We start from the raw sequence: 25,366 nt of genomic DNA on the forward strand, positions 1-25,366 counted from the left end.
CTAGCGGTCTGCCTGTTCCGGCTTGTCCGCCACGCTGTCTTGACACGCCGGACACAACCCGCGCAGCGTCAGTCCGGCGCGCTCCGAGAGCGCGAAAGAACTGCCCGCCATCGCCTGCTCCAGCGCCGAGCTCAGCTGTCGTGCGGGCACTTCGATGATCGCCGCGCATTTGGTGCATACCGCGTGGTGGTGGGCGGCGGTGGCCAGTCCGTAGGTGGTGACGCCCCCATCGAGGGTCAGCGCGTGCAGCACCCCCTGCTGCACCAGAGTGGTGACGGTGCGATAAATGGTTGCCAGGTCCGGCGGCTGTGCACCGGCGGGAAGCCGCGCGGCCAGCCGTTGATGGATCTCGGCCACCGACAGGTGCCCGTTGACCGGTTCGAGCACCGCCAACACCTGGATGCGCGACGCCATCCGCCGCAACCCGCGAGCGCGCAGCAACTCTCCGATGCGTTCGGTGACGGCCGGGTCCAGCCCCGGCGGCGTTGTCGTCACCTATTCAGTGTCGCGCCCAACCCCCGGGAATGCCAGTGATGGAACACGGCGGTGCCGCCGCGGCGGCGTTCTTGCAATTGACTTGCATCCAGCTCGGGGACGAACCTACAGTCTGATTGTTGCGTCGTGCCCAGTGCCGGAAGGACCGACATGGCCAGCAATGACCTCGTCTCACGCTCTTCGTGGTGGTCCAGGCTGCACAGCACCCTGACGCCGCCGGAATGGTGGCGCCTGGGCGCGATGTTCGCCTTCATCGCCGCGCTGCATGTCGTCGGCTGGGGCACGCTGGTTTTCTTGGTGGAGCCGGCGCAGCTTGCCGTGGGCAGCAGGGCCTTCGGTATCGGGATCGGAGTGACCGCCTACACGCTGGGCATGCGACATGCCTTCGATGCCGACCACATTGCCGCGATCGACAACACAACCCGCAAGCTGATGAACGACGGCCAGCGTCCGTTGGCCACCGGATTCTTCTTCTCCCTGGGCCACTCCACCGTGGTTTTCGGCCTAGCGGTCCTGCTGGCAACCGGGATCAAGACCATCATCGGCCCGGTCCGAGAGGACTCCTCGAGGCTGCACCACTACACGGGCCTGATCGGCACCAGCGTCTCCGGGCTGTTCCTATATCTGATCGCCATCCTCAACGTCATCATTCTGGCCGGCATCCTGCGCGTTTTCTTCCGGTTGCGGCGCGGCGAGTTCAGCGAGGCCGAACTCGAGGAGCAGCTGAACAACCGAGGACTGATCAACCGGCTGCTGGGCCGGTTCACCAATTCGATCACCAAGTCCTGGCACATGTATCCGGTGGGATTGCTGTTCGGACTCGGGTTCGACACCGCTACCGAAATCGCGCTGCTGGTGCTCGCCGGCACCAGTGCGGCGGCCGGATTGCCCTGGTACGCGATCCTGTGTTTGCCGGTGCTGTTCACCGCGGGCATGTGCCTGCTGGACACCATCGACGGTTCGTTCATGAACTTCGCCTATGGCTGGGCGTTCTCCAACCCGGTGCGCAAGATCTACTACAACATCACCATCACCGCACTGTCGGTGGCAGTGGCGCTGTTGATCGGAAGCGTCGAGTTGCTTGGCCTCTTCGCCGACGAATTCGGCTGGCGGGGTGCATTCTGGGATTGGATCGCCGGTCTGAACCTGAACCTGGTCGGTTTCCTGGTCGTCGGCATGTTTGTGGTCACCTGGGCCGCCGCCATGCTGGTCTGGCGCTTCGGCCGCATCGAAGAGAAGTGGACCGCCGCGGCAAATAGCGCGACCTGACCCGAGCCGCACCCCACCGCTGTGTCCCGGGCTGATGGCCCCGGTGCGGATCCACGGTGTAGAACAGGCACATGAGCTCCGTTTGCCGCCCATGCATGAACTAGCCCTGTGTGAGGCGATCGCCAACGTGGTCAAGACGCATGCCGACGGTCGCCACGTCGAGGTGGTCCGGGTGCGTGTCGGCGCGCTGAGGCAGGTGGTCCCGGAGTCTTTGTCGTTCTGCTGGACCCTGGTGCGCGACTCGGAGAACATGCCCGACGCCGAGTTGGAACTCGAGCGCGTCACCGCTGAGGTCCGCTGTCGCGCCTGTGGCCAGCAGTCGGAGATCACCTCGGCGTGGTCGATCTGGTGTCCGCAGTGTGACAGTTCCGATGTAGAGGTGCTACACGGCAACGAGTTCCTGGTGACATCGCTGGATGTCTCGTGAAAGGTAGTCAAGATGAACGGTTTCCAGCTTGGGTAGATTTCACCGTCACGACGACGGCACGGTGCACACCCACGAGCACGAACATCACCAGCACGGCGATCACACCGGCTATCAGACGGGACCGGCGCGAATCGAAGTGTTGGAAGAAATCTTCGCCGAAAACGACGTGCGCGCCGATCTCAACCGGAGGGCTTTCGAAACCAACGGGATCCGCGCGCTCAACCTGATGAGCTCCCCCGGGTCGGGTAAGACGACAGTGCTGCAAGCCGCCCTCGACCAGCTCGCCAGCGAGTTCGCCATCGGGGTGATCGAAGGCGACATCGCCACCGATCTGGACGCCGCCAAACTCAGTGGTCGCGGCGCACAGGTATCGCTGCTGAACACCAGCAACGGATTTGGCGGGGAATGCCACCTCGACGCGCCAATGGTCAACCGGGCCCTACCGGGTCTGGACCTGCCGAACCTGGACCTGGTGATCGTCGAGAACGTCGGCAATCTGGTCTGTCCGGCGGAGTTCGATGTCGGCGAGCATGCCAAGGCCATGGTCTACTCGGTGACCGAAGGCGAGGACAAGCCGCTGAAGTACCCGGTGATGTTCCGCTGTGTGGATGTGGTGCTGCTCAACAAGATCGATCTGGTGCCCTATCTGGACGCTGACGTCGACACATACGTCGCGCACATCCGAGAGGTCAACGCGCACGCAACAATCCTGCCGGTGAGTGCACGCACCGGGGCCGGCATGACCGCCTGGTTCGACTGGTTGCGCCGATTCGCGCAAGGCCTACCGCCGGAATAGACCTCTTTACGCATGCAATTGGCGGCGCGCATTAATTCAGCTGCAAATGATTTCCAGAAAACCCAACAATGGTCCGCCGAGCCGCTCGCCAGGGCTCATCGGATGGGCCAGAAGTCATGAATACTGTTCTGCTCGAAGCGAATTCGGTATAAACGATGGGTCATGCAATGGCTTTCTTGCCGCATTGCTTGGTGTTCTAACTGCGAACCATTGACAAGGCTCGGCAACCGGGGTAGACCCAAAAACAACGCTGCGCAAGTGGGCCGAAGGTCGACTCCGGCAGCGTGAGGGGCTTCAGCCCGCCCCGGAAAGCTGCAGCATGCCAACAGAAGCAGCAGTCAAAGCAGAAGAAACCTTGATCCATGTTCTGTGGATCAATGCAGGTCTTAGTTGTGACGGCGATTCGGTGGCGTTGACTGCCGCCACCCAGCCCAGCGTCGAGGAAATCGCATTAGGCGCACTTCCCGGCCTGCCTCAGGTCGCTGTCCACTGGCCATTGATCGATTTTGAATGTGGGCCCAGCGGGGGCGCGGACGACTTTCTCGCGTGGTTCTTCAAGGCCGAACGCGGTGAATTGGAGCCCTTCGTGCTCGTCGTGGAAGGGTCGATTCCCAACGAGAAGATCAAGAACGAGGGCTACTGGTGCGGGTTCGGCAACGACCCGGCGACCGGTCAGCCGATGACCACCAGCGAATGGCTGGATCGACTGACGCCCAAAGCCACCGCTGTCGTCGCCGTGGGAACATGCGCCACCTACGGCGGCATCCACGCGATGGCCGGCAATCCGACCGGGGCGATGGGGGTGCCCGACTACCTGGGCTGGGACTGGAAGAGCAAGGCCGGCATCCCGATCGTCTGCGTTCCCGGCTGCCCGATTCACCCGGACAACCTGTCGGAGACCCTGACGTATCTGCTCTACATGGCCACCGGGCAGGCACCGATGATTCCGCTCGACGACGCGCTGCGCCCCAAGTGGTTGTTCGGCAACACCGTGCACGAGGGCTGCGACCGGGCCGGTTACTACGAGCAGGGAGACTTCGCCACCGAATACGGTTCACCGAAATGCATTGTCAGACGGGGATGTTGGGGTCCCGTTGTGAAGTGCAACGTGCCCAAGCGCGGCTGGATCAACGGCATCGGGGGTTGCCCGAACGTCGGCGGCATTTGCATCGGTTGCACGATGCCGGGATTCCCGGACAAGTTCATGCCGTTCATGGACGAGCCGCCGGGCGGCAAGTTGTCCAGCACCGCGTCGGGTCTGTACGGAACGGTGATCCGCAGTCTGCGCAATATCACCGAACGCACCGTCGACAAGGAACCGCGCTGGCGCCACAAGGGCACCCAACTCACCACTGGAGCCCGCCGCACCTGGTAGTTCGACGAACCGACCGGCACTCCATCTTGTTCTAGACAGAGAGACTCCGATGACAACTATCGTCCCCGAGCCCACCACTGCCAAGCGCGAACCCGGCCAGCTCGTCGAAATGGCGTGGGATCCGATCACCCGAATCGTGGGCAGCCTCGGCATCTACACCAAGATCGATTTCGAAAACCGCGAAGTCGTCGAGTGCCACAGCACTTCGTCTATTTTCCGCGGCTACTCCATCTTCATGAAAGGCAAGGATCCCCGCGACGCCCACTTCATCACCAGCCGCATCTGCGGCATCTGCGGTGACAACCACGCCACCTGTTCGTGCTACGCGCAGAACATGGCCTACGGAGTCCGGCCGCCACACCTGGGTGAATGGATCGTCAACCTCGGTGAGGCCGCCGAGTACATGTTCGACCACAACATCTTCCAAGAGAACCTGGTCGGCGTGGACTTCTGCGAAAAGATGGTCTCCGAAACCAACCCCGGAGTGCTCGCCAAAGCGGAAAAGACCGAAGCGCCACATGCCGACGCGCACGGATACAAGACCATCGCCGACATCATGCGCTCGCTCAACCCGTTCAGCGGCGAGTTCTATCGCGAAGCCCTGCAAGTCAGTCGCTGGACCCGAGAGATGTTCTGTCTGATGGAAGGTCGCCACGTGCACCCCTCCACGCTGTACCCGGGTGGGGTCGGCACGGTCGCGACCATCCAGTTGATGACCGACTACATGACGCGTCTGATGCGCTACGTGGAGTTCATGAAGAAGGCCGTCCCGCTACACGACGATCTGTTCGACTTCTTCTACGACGCCCTGCCCGGCTACGAGAAGGTGGGCCTGCGCCGCACGCTGCTCGGCTGCTGGGGCTCCTTCCAGGATCCCGAGGTGTGCAACTTCGAATACAAGGACATGGAACGCTGGGGTAACGCCATGTTTGTAACCCCGGGTGTTGTGGTCGACGGCAAGCTGGTCACCCACTCGCTGGTGGACATCAACCTGGGTATCCGGATCCTTTTGGGCAGTTCGTATTACGACGACTGGACCGACCAGGAGATGTTTGTCAAGACCGATCCCCTGGGCAACAAGGTGGATCGACGCCACCCGTGGAACCAGCACACCAACCCGCATCCCCAGAAGCGGGAAATGGATGGCGGCAAGTACAGCTGGGTGATGTCGCCGCGCTGGTTTGACGGCAAGGATCACCTGGCCCTGGACACCGGTGGCGGTCCGCTGGCCCGGCTGTGGGCGACGGCCCTGGCCGGCCTGGTCGACATCGGCTACGTCAAGGCCACCGGCAACAGCGTCAAGATCAACCTGCCCAAGACCGCGCTGAAGGGCCCGGTCGAGTTTGAGTGGAAGGTACCCAAGCACGGCAGCAACACCATCGAGCGCGACCGCGCCCGCACCTACTTCCAGGCCTACGCCGCGGCGTGCGCCCTGCACTTCGCCGAGAAAGCACTCGCCGAGATCCGGGCCGGGCGCACCAAGACCTGGGAGAAATTCGAGGTGCCCGACGAGGGCATCGGATGCGGGTTCACCGAGGCCGTGCGTGGAGTGCTGAGCCACCATCTGGTGATTCGCAACGGCAAGATCGCCAACTATCATCCGTATCCGCCCACACCGTGGAATGCCAACCCGCGCGACAGCTTTGGCACCCCAGGCCCCTACGAAGATGCCGTGCAGGGCCAGCCGATCTTCGAAGAGAACGACCAGGAAAACTTCAAGGGCATCGATGTCATGCGCACCGTGCGTAGCTTTGACCCGTGCCTGCCTTGCGGGGTGCACATGTATCTGGGTAAGGGCAAAACCCTGGAGAGACTGCACACACCAACACAGTCACCCGTCGGGGAGTGACACATGGCGGATCGCCCGGAAACCCCCTCGGAACCTACCCAGGCAATTTCGGAAAGCGACGTGCAGTGGCGTACAGCGGGCGATCGGATCCAGACACTCCTGGACTCCTGCGCGGCCGGCGGAGCCGCCGCTCAGGAGCGCGCTTCGCAACTGGTCCGGGAGGTGGTCGGCCTCTACGGAGCCGGGCTTGAGCGGATCATGCGGCTGCTCTCCCAGCCTGGTCTGGACCCGGACGCGCACATCGACCTAGCCGAGCGGCTGGCCACCGACGACCTGGTGGCCAGCCTGCTCCTGGTCCACGGCCTACACCCGCATGACGTCCACCGGCGAGTGTCCGACGCTTTGGACGAGGTACGGCCCTATCTCGGATCCCACGGCGGTGACGTCGATTTGATCGACGTCGTCACCGGGCGATCGGGCGACATCACCGTGCGCCTGGCATTCACCGGCAGCTGCAAGAGCTGTCCGTCGTCGGCGGTGACGCTGGAGTTGGCGGTACAGGACGCGGTGCGGGCTGCCGCCCCGGAAATCGCGGCGATCGAGGTCGTGGCGGCCGAACCCGCCGGCACCGCCGGCGTGATACCGGCGGAGTCGTTGTTTTCGCGCGTGCATTCCAACGGGTCCAACGCATCACGCGCCACCAGCTGGCACCCGGTGCCCGAGCTGGCCGAACTGGTGCCCGGCGAAGTCGCCGGTTTTGCGATTGGCGACACCACGCTACTGGCGTGCCGCGTCGGCGAGCAGGTACTGGCCTACCGCGACCATTGTCCGATCTGCCGTGACTCCCTGGCCGGGGCGCAACTGCTGGGCACCCTTCTGCGATGCCCTGGCTGCCGAACAGATTTCGACGTCGTGCAGGCCGGCGTACCCGCCGGCGCGGGACACCAGGAGCTCCACCTCGACCCGCTGCCGCTGCTGATTCGCGACGGTGTGCCCTCGATAGCACTGCGCGGTCAAGAGCTGGGAGCCATCGCATGAACACCGCCTATGACGTGTTGGCGCGGATCACCGCCAACCGGCGGCCTCCCGAACCAGCGGGTGAGCGCTGCGAAATGTGCGCTACCGAGATCGCCGACGAGCACCAGCACGTCGTCAATGTGGCTGGCCGGCAACTGATGTGCGTCTGTCGAGCCTGCTATCTGTTGTTCACGGACTCGGCCGCCGAGTTGCGCTACCGCGCGGTGCCCGACCGGTACTTGTGGTTCCCGGATTTCGCGCTGGACCGCCGCGCCTGGGACGCACTGCAGATCCCGGTCGGTGTGGCGTTCTTCTTCACCAACTCCGCTCTCGGACGCACCGTCGCCTTCTATCCGGGCCCGGCCGGGGCCTGCGAATCCGAGCTGGACCTCGATGTCTGGAGCGACCTCAAAGACGGCGACAAGCGACTCGAACTGCTTGCCGACGACGTTGAAGCGCTGCTGGTGCAAGTCCCCGAATCGGGCGCCCCACGCAGCTATCTGGTCCCGATCGATGTGTGCTACGAGTTCGTCGGACGGTTGCGCATGCTGTGGCGAGGGTTCGATGGCGGTCAGCAAGCCCGGGAGTTCATCGACAGCTTTTTCGCGAAGGTCGCGGGCAAGGCGGTGGAGACGCCGCGATGAACGAACAACCGCTGGACCTGACCTTCGCCGTGTTGGACGTGGCGCCCGAACCCTACGCCGTCAGCCCGGTGCTGACCGCCCGCGTCGGGATCGACACCGGCGGCGAAGACCCGGTGCACGCCATTGCGCTGCGCTGCCAGGTCCGAATCGAGCCGCTGCGTCGTCCCTATTCCGATGCCGAGGCGGACGGACTGGTGGACCTTTTCGGTGCCCGCGAACGCTGGGCTATCACCCAGCGCACCTTCTTGTGGCAACACTGCACCGCGATGGTCCCCGGATTCGCCGGCAACACGACTGTCGCCCTGCCGCTGGACTGCATATACGACTTCGAGGTGACCGCCGCCAAGTACCTGCATGCGCTCCGCGACGGCGCATTGCCCCTTCAATTTCTCTTCAGCGGGACCATCTTCGTCAAGTCCGAGCGCGGATTCTCGGTCCAGCAGGTGTCCTGGGATTGCGAAGATCGATACGACATGCCGGTGGCGGTGTGGCATCAGCTGATCGCCCAGCACTATCCAAATTCCGGTTGGGTGCGGCTGGGCCATGACACCGTCAGCGCGCTGGCCCGTTACAAGTCGGCCCACGGACTGCTCGACCTCGACCACACGGTCACCGCCCTGATCGCCGCCGCCGCACTACCGGAGGTCGCCCAATGACCTCAAACCGAGACCGGGCCCGCGCGGTCGCCGACACGGTGCTCTACGAGGGTTACCTGCTGTATCCGTACCGTGGGACCTCCAGCAAAAACCAGTCTCGTTGGCAGTTCGGCGTTTTGGGTCCGCCCGGGGCGGCCGATGCCGGCTTGGGTGAAGACGACACGCTCGCGGCAGAGTTCCTGGTCGAGGGCACCCAGGCGATCACCGTGGCGGTGTGCTTCCTGCAGTTGCAGCATCGCCGGGCCGAGCGCGAAATCAACGGCGCGTTCGAGGCCGTCGACGAACTGGCGACACCGTCCGGATCATGGCTGACCTGGGACGAAGCGGTCGAGTGCGAAATGTCATTCGGACCACTCGCATTCGACGATCCGGACCAACCGTGGCAGCTACCGGTGCTGGCACCCGCGGCCACTGACATCGAGGAGGTCGAAGGCGGTCGTCTGCTGCGACAACGCCGGGAAGTGCGCGGCGAACTCACGGTTTCCAGCCAATCCGACGGCGACCTGCGGCGAGTCTCGTTGCGGCTCCGCAATGTAGGGCCGCCGGTGGATCCCGTTACCGAGGGTAAAGACTCGGTGATCGCGCGGTCCATGATCGGCAGTCATGTGATCGCCGAAGTGATTGGCGGCCAGTTTGTCTCGCTGCTCGAGCCGGCGCCTGCCGCGGCCGATGCGGTGTCACGGTGCACCCAGCACCGCTGCTTCCCCGTACTGGCCGGCCCCCCGGGCACCCAAGACTTGCTGCTGATCTCGCCGATCATCCTCTATGACCACCCCGAGGTCGCCGAACAGAGCAACACCGCACTCTACGACTGCACGGAGATCGACGAGATCCTGACGCTTCGGGTGATGACGATGACCGACGAGGAGAAGGCGCAAGCGCGGGCCACCGATCCGCGCGCCGCCCAGATCACCGACCAATGCGACGCCATGTCACCCGAAGCCATGGCGCGCCTGCACGGTGTGCTGCGCGATCCGCATGCCGTCTCCGGCCTGGTCCCTGAGCTGCCCGAGGGAGTCGACTGGTGGGATCCCATGGCCGACAACGCGGTTCGGCCCGAGCTGGACGGCGTGCTGGTGAACGGGGTCCGGGTCGCGCGGGGCAGCCGTGTCCGGCTGCACCCCAGGCGCAACGCCGACGCTCAGGACATCTTTGTTGCCGGCAAGATCGCGCGGGTCACCTCGGTGCATGAGGACGTTGAGGGCAACCGCCACGTCGGGGTCGTGGTGGAGGACGATCCCGCCGCCGATCTGCATGATTGGTACGGGCGCTACCTGTACTTCTCCCCCGACGAAGTCGAGCCGTTGGAATCCGAACAAACCAGCAACGAAAGGAGTTCGATATGGAGATCTTAGGCTGGATCTTCCTTGGCATCATCGCGCTGGTCGTGGCGGCCGCGGTGGTGATGGGCGTGGTATCGCTACCGGACGCCCGTCGTTACCACAGGCTGCGGCGCATGTAGCGCCCCGCCAGCCCGATGACAGCACGCATCCTGGTAGCCGGAATCGGCAATATCTTTCTGGGGGATGACGGATTTGGCCCCGAAGTGGTCCGGCGAGCCGACATCCCGCAGAACGATCCGGGTGTGCGCGTCATCGACTACGGCATCCGCGGTATGCACTTGGCCTACGACCTGCTGGACAGCTGGGACACCCTGGTGCTCGTCGACGCGGTACCCAGCCGCGGCAATCCGGGCACCCTGCACGTCTTCCAAGCCGATTTCGAGGCAGATCAAGCGTCCTGGTCAGAGGCGCCCGGCCTGGACGCCCACGGCATGGATCCGGGAACGGTGTTCGCCAATCTGCGGGCGCTGGGCGGCAATCCGCCCTACACCGTTGTCGTCGGATGCGAGGCGGGTAGCGTCGAGGAAGGTATCGGCCTCACCGAACCCGTCGCCAAGGCCGTCCCCCGCGCCGCGCGAGCGGTCGAGGAGATCGTGGCGGCGCTACAGGGTCCCGCGACCGCGCAGTCGACCGGAGAGGAGGTCTGAGCATGTGCCTGGGCATACCCGGTCAAGTAATCAGGATCCTCGACGGCTACGAGGGGCAATTGGCGTTGGTCGAGGTCACCGGTGAGGCGCGGAAAGTCAATATCGGCATGCTGCCGGAGGAGACATTTTCACCCGGTGACTGGGTGATCATTCACATGGGCTTCGCCATCGAGAAAACGGATCGGGCCGGTGCCGAACAAGCGATGGCCGGTCTGGAGTTGATGGGCCGCGGCAGAACCGACACCGACTTCACCGACGGCGGCTGACATGGCCGGCCTCCCCCTGCTGCGGCCCGCGATGGTGCGGTGCGCCGAGACCCGACAGCGTTTCACGGTGACCGGTGTCGTCCAGGGAGTGGGTTTTCGCCCCTTCGTCCACCAACTGGCCAGCGAGCTGGGTCTGTCCGGGTTCGTCGGCAATGACTCGGCGGCGGTCTTCATCGAGGTACAGGGCGGGCGCGCCGGGCTGGACGAGTTTGCGCGCCGATTGCGCGCAGACGCTCCGCCGTTGGCCCGCATCAGCTCGGTCTCGGCTACCGAGTTGGCGCTGCAGGCCGGTGCCGCCGGCTTCCGGATCGTTGCCAGCCAGGGCGCAACCGGTGCGACAACACCGATTCCGCCGGATATCGCGGTGTGCGACGACTGCGTGCGCGAGCTTTTCGACCCGCGGGACCGACGCTTTCGGCACCCGTTCGTGACCTGCACCAATTGCGGGCCGAGATTGACCGTCATCCGCACGCTGCCCTACGACCGTCCGGGCACCACCATGTCGGCATTCCCGATGTGCGAGCGGTGCGCCGCCGAGTACCACGATCCAGGCGATCGCCGATTTCACGCCCAACCGATCGCCTGCCCAAACTGCGGTCCGTCGCTGTGGTTTCGGAGTGCAACCGAGCACGTCGCCGGGGCGGATGCGGCGTTGGCGGCCGCCCAGCACGCCCTGACGGCGGCGAAGGTCTGCGCCATCAAGGGCATTGGCGGCTACCACCTGGCCTGTGCCGTCGACGACGACGCGGTGGTCGGTGTGCTGCGATCCCGCAAAAGCCGTGGGGCCAAACCTTTCGCCATCTTGGTCCGCGATCTGGACGTGGCGCGCCGCTACGCCTTCATCGACGATGCCGAGGCCGCGGTGTTGTCCGATCCCGCCCGGCCAATTGTGTTGCTGCGCCGCCGCCTCGACGCGCCGGTCGCCGACGCCGTCGCTCCGGGCAGCCCGCTGCTCGGGCTGATGCTGCCGTACTCCCCCATCCATCACCTACTGTTGGCGCCGGTCCCGGGTGCCGATGCGGCGGCGCCCGAGGCACTGGTGCTGACCAGCGCCAACCGCTCCGATGGACCCATCTGCTTCACCGAAGGTGATGCCGCAGAGCGCCTTTCGATGTTGTGCGATGCGGTGCTCGACCATGACCGTCCCATCCACGTGCCCTGCGACGACTCGGTGGTGCGGGTGGTCGAAGACGCGGGCCTGGCCCGTGAGCTACCGATCCGCCGATCTCGCGGCTATGCCCCCCTGCCGGTCGACCTCGGACACATCGCCGTCGAGAGCCCACCGGTTCTTGCCGTCGGCGGCGAGCTCAAGAACACGTTCTGTCTGACCGACGGCACACGGGCCTACCTATCCGGGCATATCGGTGACATGGCTACCTGGGAGACGTTGCGTGCGTTCGAGCGCGCGGTTGGCCAACTCAGCGAAATACGCGGCCATCCGGTTCGTTTGGCCGCCGATCTGCATCCGGGTTACCACACCCGCAACTGGGCCGAGCGTCACGCGGACGATCGACCACTCGATCTGATCCAGCACCATCACGCGCACGTGGTGTCGCTGCTCGCCGAGCACGGGCGGATCAACGAACCCGTCGTCGGAGTCTCCTTCGACGGCACTGGCTATGGGTGTGATGAGACGATTTGGGGTGGGGAGATTCTTGTCCTCGGGCCCCAGAGCCACCGCTTCACCCGCGCCGGACACCTGTTGGCGGTGCCGCTGCCCGGCGGCGATGCCGCGGTGCGCAATCCGTGGCGGATGGCGCTGTCGCAGCTGTGGACCGCGCATATCGAGTGGAGCCCGGACCTGGCGCCGGTCGCTGCGGCGGGAGTCGATGAACTACGGGTGACGCGTTCCCAGTTGGCCAGCGGCGCGGGCTGTGTCCCGTGCTCGAGCATGGGCCGCTTGTTTGACGCGGTGGCTTCCCTGCTCGGCGTCCGCCACCGGATCGACTATGAAGGCCAGGCCGCCATCGAACTCGAGGCGCTCGCCGAGTCGGCGCTCGCTGAGTGCAACGGGCCCCGGCCGTCGCTGCCGCTCACCGTGCGCCCGGACGGGGTGATCGACCCGACCACGATGGTGCAAACACTGGTATCGGCCCTGCGCGCTGGCACGCCACCGGCGGTACTGGCGGCGAGTTTTCACCAAGCGGTGGCCCGCGCCGTCGCCGAGGTGGTTGCCCAGGTAGCGGGCCAGGTGGGGCTGGTGGGCCTGACCGGCGGAGTGTTCCAGAACGTGCTGCTGCTGCGGGCATGCCGGGAGCGATTGCAGCGAAAAGGATTCGAGGTGCTGACCCACCATACGGTGCCGCCCAACGACGGTGGGCTCGCGCTGGGCCAGGCCGTGGTTTCCTTGTTGATAGGACTGGATGAGGATTGGAAAAGGACTGATCGATGAACACCACCGCGATCGATCGCGGGCTCAGCTCCGAGCTGGCCGCTGACCTGGCGGCCGCCGCGTTCACGCTGGCGAAAAGGTTCGCCGCGGGCGCGACCATGTGGTCAATCGCGCCGTCGTGGGAACCGCATGCCCTGCACATCGCGGTCGAGTTCGTCCATCCGGTCATCATGGGCAAACGCGCCTTGCCCGCGGTGGCGCTGACCGGCCCTGACCTGGTGGATCTGGTCCGGGTATCGGTGCGGCCCGGCGACATCGTGGTCGCGGTGGCCGGCGCCGACCAGCCCGACGTCCGATCGGTGATGCGTCGCAGTCCGGCCTGGGGCGCCACCACGATCTGGATCGGCAGCGGCGCCCGCCCCGAGGCCGCGCTGGCCGATCATCTGCTCTGGCTCGACGATCCCGACCCGCGAGTGCCCGCAACCGGCGGATTTGTGCTGTTCTATCACCTGCTGTGGGAATTGACCCATGTCTGCTTCGAACATTCCGGTTTGCTCAAACCCGAGTGCACCGAGGAGGTGTGCGTCACCTGCAGCGACGAAGGCCGGCTGGGCGAGGTGGTGTCAGCCCCGGCCGACGGGCTGGCCGCGGTGCGCACCGCGCGCGGCATCGAGGACGTGATCACGACACTTATCGACCCGGTCGCCGCCGGTGACCTGGTGCTAGTGCATGCGGGTACCGCGATCAGCCGCCTCGGCGACGACGGGGACGACTCATGACGCGCGAGGAACCCACCAACTTTCTGTATCCGTTCATCGACGCGCAGGAAGAAGATCCACAATCCCTGCTCGCCGACCTCGCCGCCTCGGCGCAGGCAAAGGCCGCCGAGAGCCTGGCCTTGCGGCGCTCCACGCTGGAGGCCAACGCCGAGCTGCTGGACCAGGCCGCCACCGAGATGGCACGCCGCTTCCGCGTCGGCGGGCGCCTGTTCACCTTCGGCAATGGCGGTAGCTGCACCGATTCGGCGACCTTGGCCGGCCTGTTCGCCCGGCCGCCGATCGGCACACCGGCGACGTCACTGCCGGCCTGGTCGCTGACCGCCGACCAGGCGATCATCACCGCGCTGGGCAACGATGTCGGGTTCGAGCTGGTGTTCGCCCGACAATTGATCGCGCGCGCACAGGCCGGCGACATTGCGATCGCCATGTCAACCAGCGGCAATTCACCGAACCTGTTGACCGCGTTGGCCGAGGCGCGGCAGCGGGGTCTGTACACCGTCGGGTTCGCCGGCTACGACGGTGGCGCGATGGCGGACAACCCGAACGTCGACGCCTGCTTCATCGTTCGGTCACAAAGCGTGCATCGGATTCAGGAGTCACAGGCATTGTTGGGCTATCAGTTGTGGTTGGCGACCCACGAAAAGGTCGACCGGGATCTGGGGGCGGCATGAGCAAGTCAGCCGGCGAATACTTGTCGTCAGGACCGCGCTTTGCCGAAGGTGACGTCATTGGGCGCATCGAGTCGTTTCGCCGCAGACGTCCCAGGCTGCTCGACGAGCACGTCACCCTGGCGCACGGCGCCGGCGGAAAGGCGTCCGCGGCGCTGATCGATGCGGTGTTCATGGAGGCTTTCCGCAACCCGCTGCTGGAGTCGCTGGGCGATGGAGCCATCCTCACTCTGCCCAGCGGCGAGCGGGTGGCGATGTCCACGGACTCATTCGTGTTGCAGCCCAGACGCTTTCCCGGTGGCTCGATCGGCGAACTCGCCGTGCACGGAACATGCAACGACCTCGCCGTGGCGGGCGCGGTACCGTCCTGGATTTCGGCCGCCTTCGTGCTCGAAGAAGGGTTCCCGATCGAGGAGTTGAAACAGATCGTCGCCGACATGGCGGACGCGGCGGCCAAGGCCGGCGTGCAGATCGTCACCGGCGACACCAAGGTGGTGCCCAAGGGCGCAGCGGACGGCCTGTTCATCACGACCACCGGGACCGGCATCATTCCCACCGGGCGTGCGCTGTCTGCCGACTCGGTGCGACCGGGCGACAAGGTGCTGTTGTCCGGCTCGATGGGTGATCACGGCATGGCGGTCATGTTGGCGCGCGGGGATCTGGCCATCGAAGCCGACATCCACTCGGACACCGCGTCGGTCAGCCCGCTGGTGGAACTTCTCATGGCGGCCGCCCCGGGCACCCGCTGGCTGCGCGACGCCACCCGCGGCGGGGTGGGCACCGTCTGCAACGAGCTGGCCCAGGCCTGTGGTTTCGGGGTCTTGCTCGACGAACAGCGCCTTCCGGTGGCTCCGATGGTCAACGGCGCGTGTGAGCTGCTCGGCATCGACCCCCTTTACGTCGCCAATGAGGGCAAGTTCATCGCTGTCGTCGCGCCCGAGGAAGCCGAAGCGGGGCTGGCCGCGTTGCAGTCGCACCCTCTGGGAGCCGATGCGGCCGAGGTTGGCGAGATCATCGCCGAGCCGGCCGAAACCGTAATCCTGCGAACCGGATTCGGTGGTACCCGGATTGTCGACATGTTGGTCGGCGACCCGCTGCCGCGAATCTGCTGAGCTGCTAGAAGAGAGGGGCTGACATGTGTCTTGGGATTCCGGGCCGGATCGTCGAGATCACCGATCCGGAGAACTATTTGGCGAAAGTCGATGTCAGTGGGGTGCAGCGCACGATCAGCGTGCGGCTACTCGACGAAGACACGCCACAACCCGACGATTGGGTGTTGGTTCACGTCGGGTTCGCGATGGCCAAGATCGATGAGAGCGAAGCGTTACTCACGCTGGCCGCCATCAAGCAGCTCGGCGAGGCCTACACGGCCGAGATGGAAGCCTTCGACTCATCCTCGATCGTGTGAGGAGGCTGACGATGAAATTTGTCGACGAATTCCGTGATCCGGCGGCGGCCCGAAAACTGCTGACCGCCATCGAACATTTGGCGCACCTGCCGGGAGCCGGCCCCGAACACTTCAAGTTCATGGAGGTGTGCGGCGGACACACGCACACCATCTACCGGCATGGGATCGAACACCTCCTGCCAGACAATGTCGAACTGGTGCACGGCCCCGGTTGTCCGGTGTGCGTCATCCCGATGGGCCGCATCGACGACGCCATGTGGCTGGCCGGCCAACCCGATGTCATCTTTACCTGCTTCGGCGACATGATGCGGGTTCCCGGGTCCGACGGCAGCCTGCTGGACGCCAAGGCGCGCGGCGCCGACGTTCGGTTCGTCTACTCGCCGCTGGATGCGCTCAAGGTCGCAATCGACAACCCGGACAAGCAGGTGGTGTTCTTCGCCATCGGTTTTGAAACCACCGCACCCTCGACCGCGGTGACCCTGGTGCGGGCTCGCGACCTCGCGTTACCCAACTTCAGCGTGTTCTGCAATCACGTAACGATCGTTCCGCCGATCAAGGCCATTCTGGAATCACCGGATCTGCGCTTGTCGGGTTTCATTGGCCCCGGTCATGTCTCGACCGTCGTGGGTAATCGGCCGTATCGGTTCGTGCCCGAGGTGTACCACAAGCCGTTGGTCGTGGCGGGATTCGAGCCGTTGGACATCCTGGCGTCGGTCACGATGCTGCTACGTCAGATTCGTGAGGGCCGCTGCGAGGTGGAAAACCAGTACAAGCGGGTCGTGCCCGAAGAGGGCAACCCCGCCGCACTGGCACTGATGGGCAAGGTATTCGCCCTGCGCCCACACTTCGAGTGGCGTGGGTTGGGCTTCATCTCGCAAAGTGCACTGCGGCTCAGTGACGATTTCGCCGAGTTCGATGCCGAGCTGCGATTCGCGATGCCCAGCGTACGGGTGGCCGACCCGAAGGCATGCCAATGCGGTGAGGTGCTCAAGGGTGTGCTCAAGCCTTGGGAATGCAAGGTCTTCGGCACCGCGTGTACGCCGGAGACCCCGATCGGCACGTGCATGGTGTCTCCGGAGGGAGCCTGTGCGGCCTACTACAACTTCGGCCGCCTGCACCGCGACGCCGTCAAGCTCGTGGGGCAGTCCGGGCGGGCATGACGCGTGTCAGTCCCTGATACGCCCGACATCCGGGGGCCCGAGATGTTCGCCCGCTACGCCTACGCGCCCAACGCCTTGGGCTATTGCGGCCCCCCGCTGGGCGCCACGCTGCGGGACGGATCGGTTGCCGATGTGCGCGCCGCGGCCAGGAAATTCTCGGGTGCGTGGCCGTACCTGCGGGTGCTCTCGCGGCTGACCGGCATCGCCGATCCGTTGGACTATCGGCTCGTCGAGGCATACTGGCTCGGTGGCGGCGTCGGCGCCGACGTGGAGCCTGGCCGGTTCTTCGACGAGCTGCTGGCCATCATCGGCCCGCAGGCGGGCCGTCATTGGTCGCATCTGACGCCGGAACTGGCGCACGAGGCGGCCGGAAATCACTGCTTCCACGTCTTCGGTGTCTATCCGTGGACCCGCTTTCTGCGCCGGGGCCTCGACGAGCATCCGCTGAGCGTGCTCGATAGTTGCCGAATCACTTGGGCAACAGTCGTCTCCCGTACTGGTGACGCCGTTGAGGTTTCGCGTCAAAGCCTCATCTGGGATGGCGAGGCGCTGGCTTTGGCGGCGCCCTCATCGCAGCTACTGGATGTTTGGGCCGACGGATACAGCGCGGTACCCGATGTGTCGGTCGGCGAAGAAGTCGCCGTGCACTGGGGCCGGCTCTGCGCCCGGCTGCAGCCAGAACAGGTGGTGGCGCTCGCCGAGAGCACCCACCGCCAGCTACGAGTGACAAACCAGCGACTGGCTCGGGTGTAGCGGCATGCCAGACTGACCGTCATGCCCGGTTCCATCTGCGACGTGTTGCCTGCGGCGGGCGCACTACTGGGGGTCCCGGGCACCGAAGACCGGCTCGGGCTGATCGACCGGGTCGGCCACGTCGACCGCGTGCTCGTCGTCCTGGTCGACGGGCTGGGCTGGCACTTGCTGCCCGAGTTGGCCGCTGATGGTGCACTGCTGGCCTCCGTGTTGGCCGGTGATGCCGGTCGGGTCAGCCAACTCAGCTGTACGTTTCCGTCCACGACACCGACAAGCCTGGTCTCCCTGGGTACCGGAGCGATGCCCGGTGAGCACGGCATCCTCGGTTTTACCGTCAACGTCCCCGGAACCGATCGAGTGCTCAACCACATCCGCTGGCGCGATGATCCACCACAGGGCCAATGGCAGGCCCTCCCAACCTGGTTCGAACGATTGACGTGGGCGGGCATCAGTACACGCGCGGTGCTGCCGGAGTGGTTCATCGGCAGCGGCTTGACCGCAGCGGCGTACCGCGGCGCGCAGTTTCACCCGACCCGCGCAAGCGACGACTACGCTCAGCTGGTCATCGATGAGGTGCGTGGCGCGCCGGGACTAGTTTACGCCTACACCTCCGACCTGGACACCGCGGCGCACCTGTTCGGCATCGGTTCATCCCAGTGGCACGAGGCGGGGCGCAGCGTGGATTCCTTGCTCACCCGGCTGGTCGAGGCGTTGCCGCCGGATGCGGCGCTACTGGTGACCGCAGACCACGGTGGCCTCAATGTCGCGGCCGATGCTCGCGTCGATCTCGACACAGACCCACGGCTTTCGGCCGGGATCCGGGTGGTCGCCGGTGAACCGCGGGTGCGCTACCTGCACACCGTGCCCGGGGCGACAACCGACGTCTTGGATACCTGGCGGGAGCTGCTGGGAACCCGAGCCGATGTCCGCACCCGCGACGATGCAATTGCCACAGGGATTTTCGGTTCGGTGGCACCGGAGCACCGGCTCCGAATCGGCGATGTCGTCGTGACTTGTGCCGACGACGCGGCAGTGCTGGCAACGGCTCACGAGCCGCCGGAAACGGCCCGACTCATCGGCTTTCACGGCGCCGCCACCGCGGCCGAAATGGCCATACCGCTCATCTCGTTCTGATCCTTGTGCCCGGCAACTGATCTGCTTGGGCGATCTGTTCTGGCCACGGATACATCGTTGAACTGCGCGTTGCGCCAACATCGCGCGGGCGCATCAGCCTACGTACGGCTAACGGGTCGGGCGCAAGCGTTTCCGGACTATTCGGTTTCCTTCACCCGCTCGCGCGCATCCGACTTCCCAAGTTCGGCGGTGAGAGCACCAAATCAACAAGGCGCGGGAGCCCGAAGTAGGGTGACTAACTTTGTTACTTCAAAGTTACGCGTTATTCAACAGCTCATGAACTTGACCCCAAATTAATCGGCAGAATAAATGGTCAAATTAAGCATTTGATAGCTCAATTTATCGGGCAAATTCCGCCCGCGGCAACCAGGGCTCCGGCGTTTAACTAGAACCGCACCAAGCTCTCACCAAATCCGCGCGGCAAAGAATCGTCTGGATTGCGTCCCGATTCGATGTCGGGATCCCGCCAACACGTAAACCCAACAACGGACCGGTACTCGTGATATCCGGGACTCAATAATTTAATTCCGGAATATACCGAATTTCTCCAACCCCTCAGGAGCGAGAAGTGCGCGCACCCCTTCCATGCCAAAAACTCGATACGATCATAGTTGGCAGCGGCATATCCGGGCCAAGCGCGGGCATATATCTTCGGCGGCAGGACCGCCTGGAGGTGGCGTTATTGCTGCCCGCGGTCGACACAAGCTTCCCGAATCCACGTGTATATCACATCCTCTTCTGGCCTCAATCCCGAATCACACAAGAACTACGTCGCTTAGATTCCGGAGTGCCGAAATCTCGGACAAGCCTTCACATTTATGGCTCCGAACTACCGGAGCGGGCGGCCCACTACACCATAAACGCTGCACTTACACTGCCGCGCGGAGCACGTGGTCCATCACCGGAACGCCGCGCAAATATCCGCGAATGCGTGCTCGAAACGATCGAGAGCGGCCTCCCCGCATTCAGGCAGACGCCAAATTATGACGCGGCGCGCGACATCATTTTCTTCGGCACTTCGGTGGGCCCGCCCGGCAGGGCTCCGCGGGCGATCGCTCACGGTCAACAGTCGCCAGGTCACCTCGTTTTCGTCGTGTTCCTACCTGGGCCTGGAATTCCATCGGGCCCTCATCGATGGCATGACCGATGCCGGCGAACGCTACGGCACCCAGTTCTCCTGCTCGCGGGCCTTTGTGGCGAACCCGCTGTACCAAGACGTGGAGCGGCTTCTTTCCGAACTTTTCGGTGGACACGCGTTATTGGCCCCCACCACGACCCTGGCGCATATGGCCGCACTCCCCGTGCTGGCCGATCAGGGCTCCGGCGTTCCCTGGCTGGCCGATGAACGCGATGCGCTCGTCCTCGATCATCAAGTCCATCATTCCGTCCACGTCGGAGCCAACCAGGCCCGAATTAGCGGAACCCGAGTCGAGTTGGTGCGCCACGATCACCTTGACCAGGCCTGCGACACCATCAGCAAGCTCGCGAGCAAGCATCGCCGGGTGTGGTTCTGCGTGGACGGCGTCTACTCGATGTATGGCGACCTGGCACCGACCCGCCTCCTCCAGGAAGTCCTCGCCACCAGTCCGAACGTGCGTCTCTATGTCGACGACGCCCATGGCGTCTCATGGATCGGGCGCCATGGCCGGGGCAGTTTCCTCGACCGGTTTCCGCTAGACGACCGGGTGGTGGTAGCCGCCTCATTTGCAAAGGGATTCGGCGCCGGGGGCGCGTGCTTGGTGTTCAGCGATCCGGCAGAGCTGGACCTGGTGCGGACCAGCGGCGGCCCCTTGATGTTCGGCGGGCCCATGCAGCCACCGATGCTTGGGGCGTTGCGAGGCTCGGCACTCGTTCACTTGAGCCCCGAGATCGTCGAGTTGCAAGATGCCCTGCGCACCAGGGTGGACCGGATCAACAACGGCCTCGAAGACACGGGGATTGTCCCGATCGCGGTCAATCAGAGTCCAATCTTTTTCCTGCAGTGCGGTTTACCTCGGGTGGCCTTCGAAGTCACCAAGCGGATGCTCGATGACGGCTTGCTGGTGAATTCGTCCGTGTTCCCCTCGGTCCCGATGAAGCGTGGGGGCATTCGGCTCAGCGTCACCGCCGCACACACCTTCGCCGAGATAGACCGGGCCATCGATCGGCTGGCGTTGCACATTCCCAACGTGCTGCGTGAACTCGGAGTCGCCGACGGCCAACTCGCCGAAGAGTTCGCGAACGCGATCCCGCGAGAATCAGTGACGGATGCGCCGTTGAAAGGCAATGGATTACGGATGCAGAGCGCGACCACGATCCACCAGATCGACCGCGCCACCTGGGACACCGTCCTGGGCGAAGCAGCCCACTGTAGCTGGGACGCGATGGCGGCGGCAGAGCGGATCTACGGCGCCAAGGACGCTCCACCGGAACATCGCTGGAAGTTCCGCTACCTGATCGTCCGCGACCACACCCATCGCGTCGTCGCCGCAACCGTGTTCACGACGCTGCTGACCAAGGATGACATGCTCGCGGCTGAAGACGTTTCGCGGGAGATCGAGAGGCGGCGGGAAGCAGACCGGTACTACCTGAGTTCGACGGTCGTCATGACGGGTTCCACGCTGTCCGAGGGCAATCACCTCTACCTGGACCGCATTGGCCCCTGGCGGGAAGCGCTACGACTGATTCTGGCCGCCGCGGACGAAGAATCCGAGCGCGCGGGAGCCGACGCGATCATGCTGCGAGACTTGCCCGACGGAGATCCGGAAATGGATACCTTCATGCTCGACGAGGGCTTCTCCCGCGTGCCAATCCTCGACACCCACACCCTCACCCTCGATGCCCCGGACGAGTCGGCCTGGTATTCGGCACTTCATAACAAGAAGCGCTACCAGCTGCGGCGGGTTATCGAACATGCGAAAGACACCGAAGTGAGCTTCCACGGAGTAGGCCTGGCTCCACTGACCGATGAGGAGGCCGTCTACTTGCATGGCCTGTTTGAACAGCTGGAGCAGAAAAAGTTTCGGATCAACCTATTCGACCTGCCGATGACGCTGCTCCCGGGCATGCTGACCAGCCCCGCTTGGGAACTCGGGGTGGTCCGAATCCGCGCCGAAGCGGGCGGCCCACAACAGCCGGTCGGATTCTGGGCCGCGCACAAGTGCGGTGACACCTATGCGCCGTTCCTGTTGGGAGTTGACGACGCGTATCGGGATCGAGACATTTACCGCGTGACGATCCTGCATTGGGTGCGCAGGGCATGCGCCCTGTCAATGCGCAAAGTCCGGATGGGCATGGACGCCGAGGTCGAGAAGAACCGCTTCGGCGCCCGCGCCGAACGCATCTTCATGTACTTGCGGACCCGCGATGACTACGCGGGGGCTCTGCTCGGCGAGGCCGTCGCCAAAGTGGCCACCAACCAACAGATTCACCAAGGCGCCGATTAGTCGCTCTCAACGCAGTGCATCCCGGCCTCGCGGGGGTTGGCGGCTGTTTGTTGACAGCACAAGAGCCCAGAAACGGCTTCACCCCATACACGTTCGCCAAGACCCCCGGTGCCGCAACGTATCCGCCCCGATGTCGAGATCCTGGTCCCGAATCGCGCTACGGTGAACCATGACCGCGTCGGTCCCGGGCCGACGCCAGCCGGTTATTCCGGTATTGGAGGTAGCACATGTCCTTCGTGATCACGCTGCCGGAGTTGATCGATTCGGCAGCAATGGATTTAGCCAATATCGGCACAGCTTTGAACTCGGCTACCGCCGCTGCGTCGGCTTCGACAACGGGGATTCTGGCCCCGGCCGGGGACGAAGTATCCGCGGCGGTTGCGACCTTGTTTTCCCAACACGCCCATGCATATCAAGCAGCCAGCGCGCAGGCGGCCACATTTCAGCAACGCTTTGTGCAAGCGTTGACCGCGGGCGCGAGCGCCTATGCCGGCGCGGAGTCCGCAAGTGCAGCATCGATCGCCGACCCGCTGCTGGCCGCCATTAACGAACCCGCGTTGGCGTTGACCGGGCGCCCGCTGATCGGCAATGGCGCCAACGGGGCCCCGGGAACCGGAGCGGACGGGGCACCGGGCGGGTGGCTGCTCGGTAATGGTGGGGCCGGCGGGTCGGGCGCGGCGGGGATGCCCGGCGGGACCGGCGGAGCGGCTGGACTGTTCGGTTCCGGAGGGGCCGGGGGTGCCGGCGGCGGCTCGACGGTCGATGGTCGCGGCGGGGCGGGCGGCGACGGCGGGGCAGGCGGCTGGCTGGCGGGCAACGCAGGGGCCGGTGGAGCCGGCGGCACCGCGACCGGCATCGGCGGGGGTACGGCGGAGCCGGAGGAGCCGGCGGACCCGGTGGGCTGTTGGGCGCCGGCGGGATTGGCGGGACCGGCGGAAGCTCGGAGTTCGATGACGGCGGTGTCGGCGGTCACGGCGGCGCGGGCGGACTGCTGGCCGGGATGGTCGGTGCCGGCGGTGGTGCGGGCGGTACCGACGGTGGGGCTGGCATGTTCGGCGACGGCGGGTCCGGCGGAGCCGGCGGCGACGGTGGAGCCAGCCTCGGGCGCAGTGGCGGTAGCGGAGGGGCAGGCGGCAACGCGGGACTGCTGTTCGGCGATGGCGGCGGCGGCGGGACCGGCGGATCCACCACCTTCGACTCCTCCGGCGCCGGCGGCAACGGCGGGGCCGGCGGCAACGGCGGGCTGTGGGGCACCGGTGGGATCGGCGGGAACGGCGGGTACGGCACGACAGGTGGTGGCGACGGCGGCAACGGCGGCAACGCCGCCTTGGTCGGCAACGGCGGGATAGGCGGAGCCGGCGGCTACGGCGAAAACGTCCTTGGCGGCGCCGGCGGGACCGGCGGGAGAGCCGGCCAGCTGATTGGCAATGGTGGCGCTGGCGGTGCCGGCGGCGGTGCTGGAGTCAGCGGCGGGACCGGCGGAAACGGCGGCGCCGGTGTGCTGTTCGGCAACGGCGGCAACGCCGGGGTGGGCGGTGCCAGCACCACCAACGGCGGCACCGGCGTCGGCGGCACCGGCGGGCTACTCATCGGGCTGGACGGATTCAACGCAGCGGCAAGCACCTCGCCCCTACACAACCTGCAACAGCAGGTCCTCACCGCCATCAACGCGCCCACCCAGGCACTGACCGGGCGCCCGCTGATCGGCAATGGCACCCCCGGCGCTGCTGGCACCGGGGCGATCGGCACGCCTGGCGGGTGGCTACTCGGTGACGGCGGAGCCGGCGGGTCCGGAGCACCAGGCGTCGGCCACAACGGCGGGGCCGGAGGTTTGGCCGGGCTATGGGGCGCCGGCGGAACCGGCGGGGCCGGAGGCAGCTCGTTGACATCGACTACCAACGGCGGCGCCGGCGGATCCGGCGGGGCCGGCGGCTGGCTGTCGGGCACCGGCGGGGCCGGCGGATCCGGCGGACCCAACATGGCCGGTGGCGACGGTAACGGTGGGGCCGGGGGCGGCGGCGGGGCCGGCGGACTGCTGGGCGCCGGCGGTGTCGGTGGCACCGGCGGGGCGAGCGTGCTCAATGGCGATGGCGGCTCGGGTGGAGCCGGCGGCTCCGGCGGGCTACTTGGCGGGCTATTCGGGGCCGGCGGCGGCAATGGCGGGACCGGTGGCGGCGCTACCGGCATTGCAGGTCTTGGCGGGGCCGGCGGCGATGCCGGACTGCTTGGTGGCCCGGGCGGCAATGGCGGAGCCGGCGGCTTCAGCCACGGGGGTTTCGCCGGTGGCGGCGGATCCGGCGGCAACGCCGGGCTGCTGTTCGGCAGCGGGGCGGCGGTGGGGACGGCGGATTCGCACCCGTTGGTGTCGGCGGCGTAGGCGGGGCCGGCGGCAACGGCGGTGACGCCGGACTGCTGTTCTCGGCGGGCGGGGCCGGGGGCTTCGGCGGGTTCGGCAGCGGGACCGGAGGGGCCGGCGGCGCGGGCGGAAGCGCGAGACTGGTTGGCTTTGGCGGGGCCGGTGGCGGCGGCGGACTCGGCGGAGTCGGTGACGCGGGTGCCGGAGGGGCCGGCGGCGTCGGCGGAGGGCTGCTCGGCAACGGCGGAGCCGGCGGCGAGGGCGGGGAAGGCGACGGCGCCGGCGGGGTCGGCGGCAACGCGGCGTTCATCGGGACCGGCGGCAACGGCGGCAACGGCGGAACACCCACCGGCAGCGGAGGCCACGGCGGCTCCGGCGGGCTACTGGGTCAAGACGGGCTCAACGGGTTGCCCTAGCCAGGGCACCCTGCGCTGCGGCCGCACGTAACACATCGGAAACAACCGGCAAGCAAGACAATCCGTTTATCAGCCCAGTCCTCACAACCGCACTGCGGCACTGGCAGGTTCGGCCACGACGCCCTAAAGCCATTTCACCCCAGAACTTTTCACAGCAAACCGGCGACCAACCGAGATCGCCGCGCCGCCCATCACCTGCCCCTATTACCGC

At 65.7% G+C, this 25,366-nt stretch carries 21 protein-coding genes and 1 pseudogene; 21 read left to right on the forward strand and 1 reads right to left on the reverse strand.

Annotated features, from left to right (window positions below):
• The gene (locus tag MMSP_RS20000; protein WP_012393671.1) at positions 1-495 is read right to left on the reverse strand and encodes a Fur family transcriptional regulator; all 495 of its coding nucleotides are present in this window, start codon (positions 493-495) and stop codon (positions 1-3) included.
• Between the two features lie 150 nt (positions 496-645).
• Between MMSP_RS20000 and MMSP_RS20005 the strand changes: the two genes are divergently transcribed.
• The 21 genes and pseudogenes from MMSP_RS20005 (at position 646) to MMSP_RS20105 (ending at position 25,155) form a co-directional block, all read left to right on the forward strand.
• Positions 646-1,764 carry a HoxN/HupN/NixA family nickel/cobalt transporter gene (locus MMSP_RS20005; RefSeq protein ID WP_012393670.1) on the forward strand — a complete coding sequence of 373 codons (1,119 nt, stop codon included), beginning with the start codon at positions 646-648 and terminating at the stop codon, positions 1,762-1,764.
• Between the two features lie 91 nt (positions 1,765-1,855).
• Positions 1,856-2,191, forward strand: a complete 336-nt coding sequence (locus MMSP_RS20010) for a hydrogenase maturation nickel metallochaperone HypA (RefSeq protein ID WP_020788069.1) — start codon at positions 1,856-1,858, stop codon at positions 2,189-2,191.
• A gap of 28 nt (positions 2,192-2,219) precedes the next feature.
• A complete protein-coding gene (gene hypB, locus MMSP_RS20015) occupies positions 2,220-2,987 on the forward strand; it encodes a hydrogenase nickel incorporation protein HypB (protein WP_020788070.1) in 768 nt (255 codons plus the stop codon).
• A 319-nt stretch (positions 2,988-3,306) separates the two neighbouring features.
• Complete coding sequence (locus MMSP_RS20020) at positions 3,307-4,362, forward strand: hydrogenase expression protein HypE (protein ID WP_036426763.1); 1,056 nt, start codon at positions 3,307-3,309, stop codon at positions 4,360-4,362.
• Positions 4,363-4,411: 49 nt separating this feature from the next.
• The gene (locus MMSP_RS20025) at positions 4,412-6,211 is read left to right on the forward strand and encodes a nickel-dependent hydrogenase large subunit (protein WP_020788072.1); all 1,800 of its coding nucleotides are present in this window, start codon (positions 4,412-4,414) and stop codon (positions 6,209-6,211) included.
• Positions 6,212-6,214: 3 nt separating this feature from the next.
• Positions 6,215-7,189 (forward strand): NifU family protein, encoded by a 975-nt coding sequence (locus MMSP_RS20030; protein WP_020788073.1) that lies wholly within the window; start codon positions 6,215-6,217, stop codon positions 7,187-7,189.
• The gene (locus MMSP_RS20035; protein WP_020788074.1) at positions 7,186-7,812 is read left to right on the forward strand and encodes a DUF5947 family protein; all 627 of its coding nucleotides are present in this window, start codon (positions 7,186-7,188) and stop codon (positions 7,810-7,812) included. Before MMSP_RS20030 ends, MMSP_RS20035 begins: the two co-directional genes overlap by 4 nt.
• On the forward strand, positions 7,809-8,468 hold the full coding sequence (locus tag MMSP_RS20040; RefSeq protein ID WP_020788075.1) for a DUF6084 family protein: 660 nt from the start codon (positions 7,809-7,811) through the stop codon (positions 8,466-8,468). Before MMSP_RS20035 ends, MMSP_RS20040 begins: the two co-directional genes overlap by 4 nt.
• Positions 8,465-9,823 carry a hypothetical protein gene (locus tag MMSP_RS20045; RefSeq protein WP_020788076.1) on the forward strand — a complete coding sequence of 453 codons (1,359 nt, stop codon included), beginning with the start codon at positions 8,465-8,467 and terminating at the stop codon, positions 9,821-9,823. Before MMSP_RS20040 ends, MMSP_RS20045 begins: the two co-directional genes overlap by 4 nt.
• Positions 9,824-9,945: 122 nt before the next feature.
• On the forward strand, positions 9,946-10,458 hold the full coding sequence (locus MMSP_RS20050) for a hydrogenase maturation protease (protein ID WP_020788078.1): 513 nt from the start codon (positions 9,946-9,948) through the stop codon (positions 10,456-10,458).
• Positions 10,459-10,460: 2 nt separating this feature from the next.
• Positions 10,461-10,724, forward strand: coding sequence for a HypC/HybG/HupF family hydrogenase formation chaperone (locus MMSP_RS20055; RefSeq protein WP_015355231.1), 264 nt, complete (start codon positions 10,461-10,463; stop codon positions 10,722-10,724).
• 1 nt (position 10,725) lies between these two features.
• Positions 10,726-13,116 (forward strand): carbamoyltransferase HypF, encoded by a 2,391-nt coding sequence (gene hypF / locus MMSP_RS20060; RefSeq protein ID WP_036426765.1) that lies wholly within the window; start codon positions 10,726-10,728, stop codon positions 13,114-13,116.
• Complete coding sequence (locus tag MMSP_RS20065) at positions 13,113-13,835, forward strand: HypC/HybG/HupF family hydrogenase formation chaperone (protein ID WP_020788080.1); 723 nt, start codon at positions 13,113-13,115, stop codon at positions 13,833-13,835. The genes hypF and MMSP_RS20065 overlap by 4 nt, the downstream gene beginning before the upstream one ends.
• Positions 13,832-14,506: an SIS domain-containing protein gene (locus MMSP_RS20070; RefSeq protein ID WP_012393657.1), complete on the forward strand. Its 675-nt coding sequence runs from the start codon at positions 13,832-13,834 to the stop codon at positions 14,504-14,506. The genes MMSP_RS20065 and MMSP_RS20070 overlap by 4 nt, the downstream gene beginning before the upstream one ends.
• Positions 14,503-15,615 (forward strand): hydrogenase expression/formation protein HypE, encoded by a 1,113-nt coding sequence (hypE, locus tag MMSP_RS20075; protein WP_020788081.1) that lies wholly within the window; start codon positions 14,503-14,505, stop codon positions 15,613-15,615. Before MMSP_RS20070 ends, hypE begins: the two co-directional genes overlap by 4 nt.
• A gap of 23 nt (positions 15,616-15,638) precedes the next feature.
• Positions 15,639-15,911 carry a HypC/HybG/HupF family hydrogenase formation chaperone gene (locus tag MMSP_RS20080; RefSeq protein ID WP_012393655.1) on the forward strand — a complete coding sequence of 91 codons (273 nt, stop codon included), beginning with the start codon at positions 15,639-15,641 and terminating at the stop codon, positions 15,909-15,911.
• An 11-nt stretch (positions 15,912-15,922) separates the two neighbouring features.
• Entirely contained in the window at positions 15,923-17,071 is a 1,149-nt protein-coding gene (hypD, locus tag MMSP_RS20085; RefSeq protein WP_020788082.1) for a hydrogenase formation protein HypD, read from the forward strand.
• 3 nt (positions 17,072-17,074) lie between these two features.
• Complete coding sequence (locus MMSP_RS20090) at positions 17,075-17,824, forward strand: DUF6390 family protein (protein ID WP_020788083.1); 750 nt, start codon at positions 17,075-17,077, stop codon at positions 17,822-17,824.
• A gap of 21 nt (positions 17,825-17,845) precedes the next feature.
• Positions 17,846-18,958: an alkaline phosphatase family protein gene (locus tag MMSP_RS20095; protein WP_020788084.1), complete on the forward strand. Its 1,113-nt coding sequence runs from the start codon at positions 17,846-17,848 to the stop codon at positions 18,956-18,958.
• Positions 18,959-20,097: 1,139 nt separating this feature from the next.
• Positions 20,098-22,383, forward strand: coding sequence for a bifunctional aminotransferase class I/II-fold pyridoxal phosphate-dependent enzyme/GNAT family N-acetyltransferase (locus MMSP_RS20100; RefSeq protein ID WP_235065801.1), 2,286 nt, complete (start codon positions 20,098-20,100; stop codon positions 22,381-22,383).
• Between the two features lie 227 nt (positions 22,384-22,610).
• Positions 22,611-25,155, forward strand: a pseudogene (locus MMSP_RS20105) (PE family protein).
• Positions 25,156-25,366: the final 211 nt, after the last annotated feature.

The organism is Mycobacterium sp. 012931 (assembly GCF_000419295.1).
GTDB classification, from domain to species: domain Bacteria; phylum Actinomycetota; class Actinomycetes; order Mycobacteriales; family Mycobacteriaceae; genus Mycobacterium; species Mycobacterium marinum.

Excerpts from the sequence above, each read along its gene's own strand:
- MMSP_RS20005 (WP_012393670.1), top strand. The coding sequence starts at position 646 with ATGGCCAGCAATGACCTCGTCTCACGCTCTTCGTGGTGGTCCAGGCTG.
- MMSP_RS20010 (WP_020788069.1), top strand. The coding sequence starts at position 1,856 with ATGCATGAACTAGCCCTGTGTGAGGCGATCGCCAACGTGGTCAAGACG.
- MMSP_RS20020 (WP_036426763.1), top strand. The coding sequence starts at position 3,307 with ATGCCAACAGAAGCAGCAGTCAAAGCAGAAGAAACCTTGATCCATGTT.
- MMSP_RS20025 (WP_020788072.1), top strand. The coding sequence starts at position 4,412 with ATGACAACTATCGTCCCCGAGCCCACCACTGCCAAGCGCGAACCCGGC.
- MMSP_RS20030 (WP_020788073.1), top strand. The coding sequence starts at position 6,215 with ATGGCGGATCGCCCGGAAACCCCCTCGGAACCTACCCAGGCAATTTCG.
- MMSP_RS20035 (WP_020788074.1), top strand. The coding sequence starts at position 7,186 with ATGAACACCGCCTATGACGTGTTGGCGCGGATCACCGCCAACCGGCGG.
- MMSP_RS20040 (WP_020788075.1), top strand. The coding sequence starts at position 7,809 with ATGAACGAACAACCGCTGGACCTGACCTTCGCCGTGTTGGACGTGGCG.
- MMSP_RS20045 (WP_020788076.1), top strand. The coding sequence starts at position 8,465 with ATGACCTCAAACCGAGACCGGGCCCGCGCGGTCGCCGACACGGTGCTC.
- MMSP_RS20050 (WP_020788078.1), top strand. The coding sequence starts at position 9,946 with ATGACAGCACGCATCCTGGTAGCCGGAATCGGCAATATCTTTCTGGGG.
- MMSP_RS20055 (WP_015355231.1), top strand. The coding sequence starts at position 10,461 with ATGTGCCTGGGCATACCCGGTCAAGTAATCAGGATCCTCGACGGCTAC.
- hypF (WP_036426765.1), top strand. The coding sequence starts at position 10,726 with ATGGCCGGCCTCCCCCTGCTGCGGCCCGCGATGGTGCGGTGCGCCGAG.
- MMSP_RS20065 (WP_020788080.1), top strand. The coding sequence starts at position 13,113 with ATGAACACCACCGCGATCGATCGCGGGCTCAGCTCCGAGCTGGCCGCT.
- MMSP_RS20070 (WP_012393657.1), top strand. The coding sequence starts at position 13,832 with ATGACGCGCGAGGAACCCACCAACTTTCTGTATCCGTTCATCGACGCG.
- hypE (WP_020788081.1), top strand. The coding sequence starts at position 14,503 with ATGAGCAAGTCAGCCGGCGAATACTTGTCGTCAGGACCGCGCTTTGCC.
- MMSP_RS20080 (WP_012393655.1), top strand. The coding sequence starts at position 15,639 with ATGTGTCTTGGGATTCCGGGCCGGATCGTCGAGATCACCGATCCGGAG.
- hypD (WP_020788082.1), top strand. The coding sequence starts at position 15,923 with ATGAAATTTGTCGACGAATTCCGTGATCCGGCGGCGGCCCGAAAACTG.
- MMSP_RS20095 (WP_020788084.1), top strand. The coding sequence starts at position 17,846 with ATGCCCGGTTCCATCTGCGACGTGTTGCCTGCGGCGGGCGCACTACTG.
- MMSP_RS20100 (WP_235065801.1), top strand. The coding sequence starts at position 20,098 with ATGACCGATGCCGGCGAACGCTACGGCACCCAGTTCTCCTGCTCGCGG.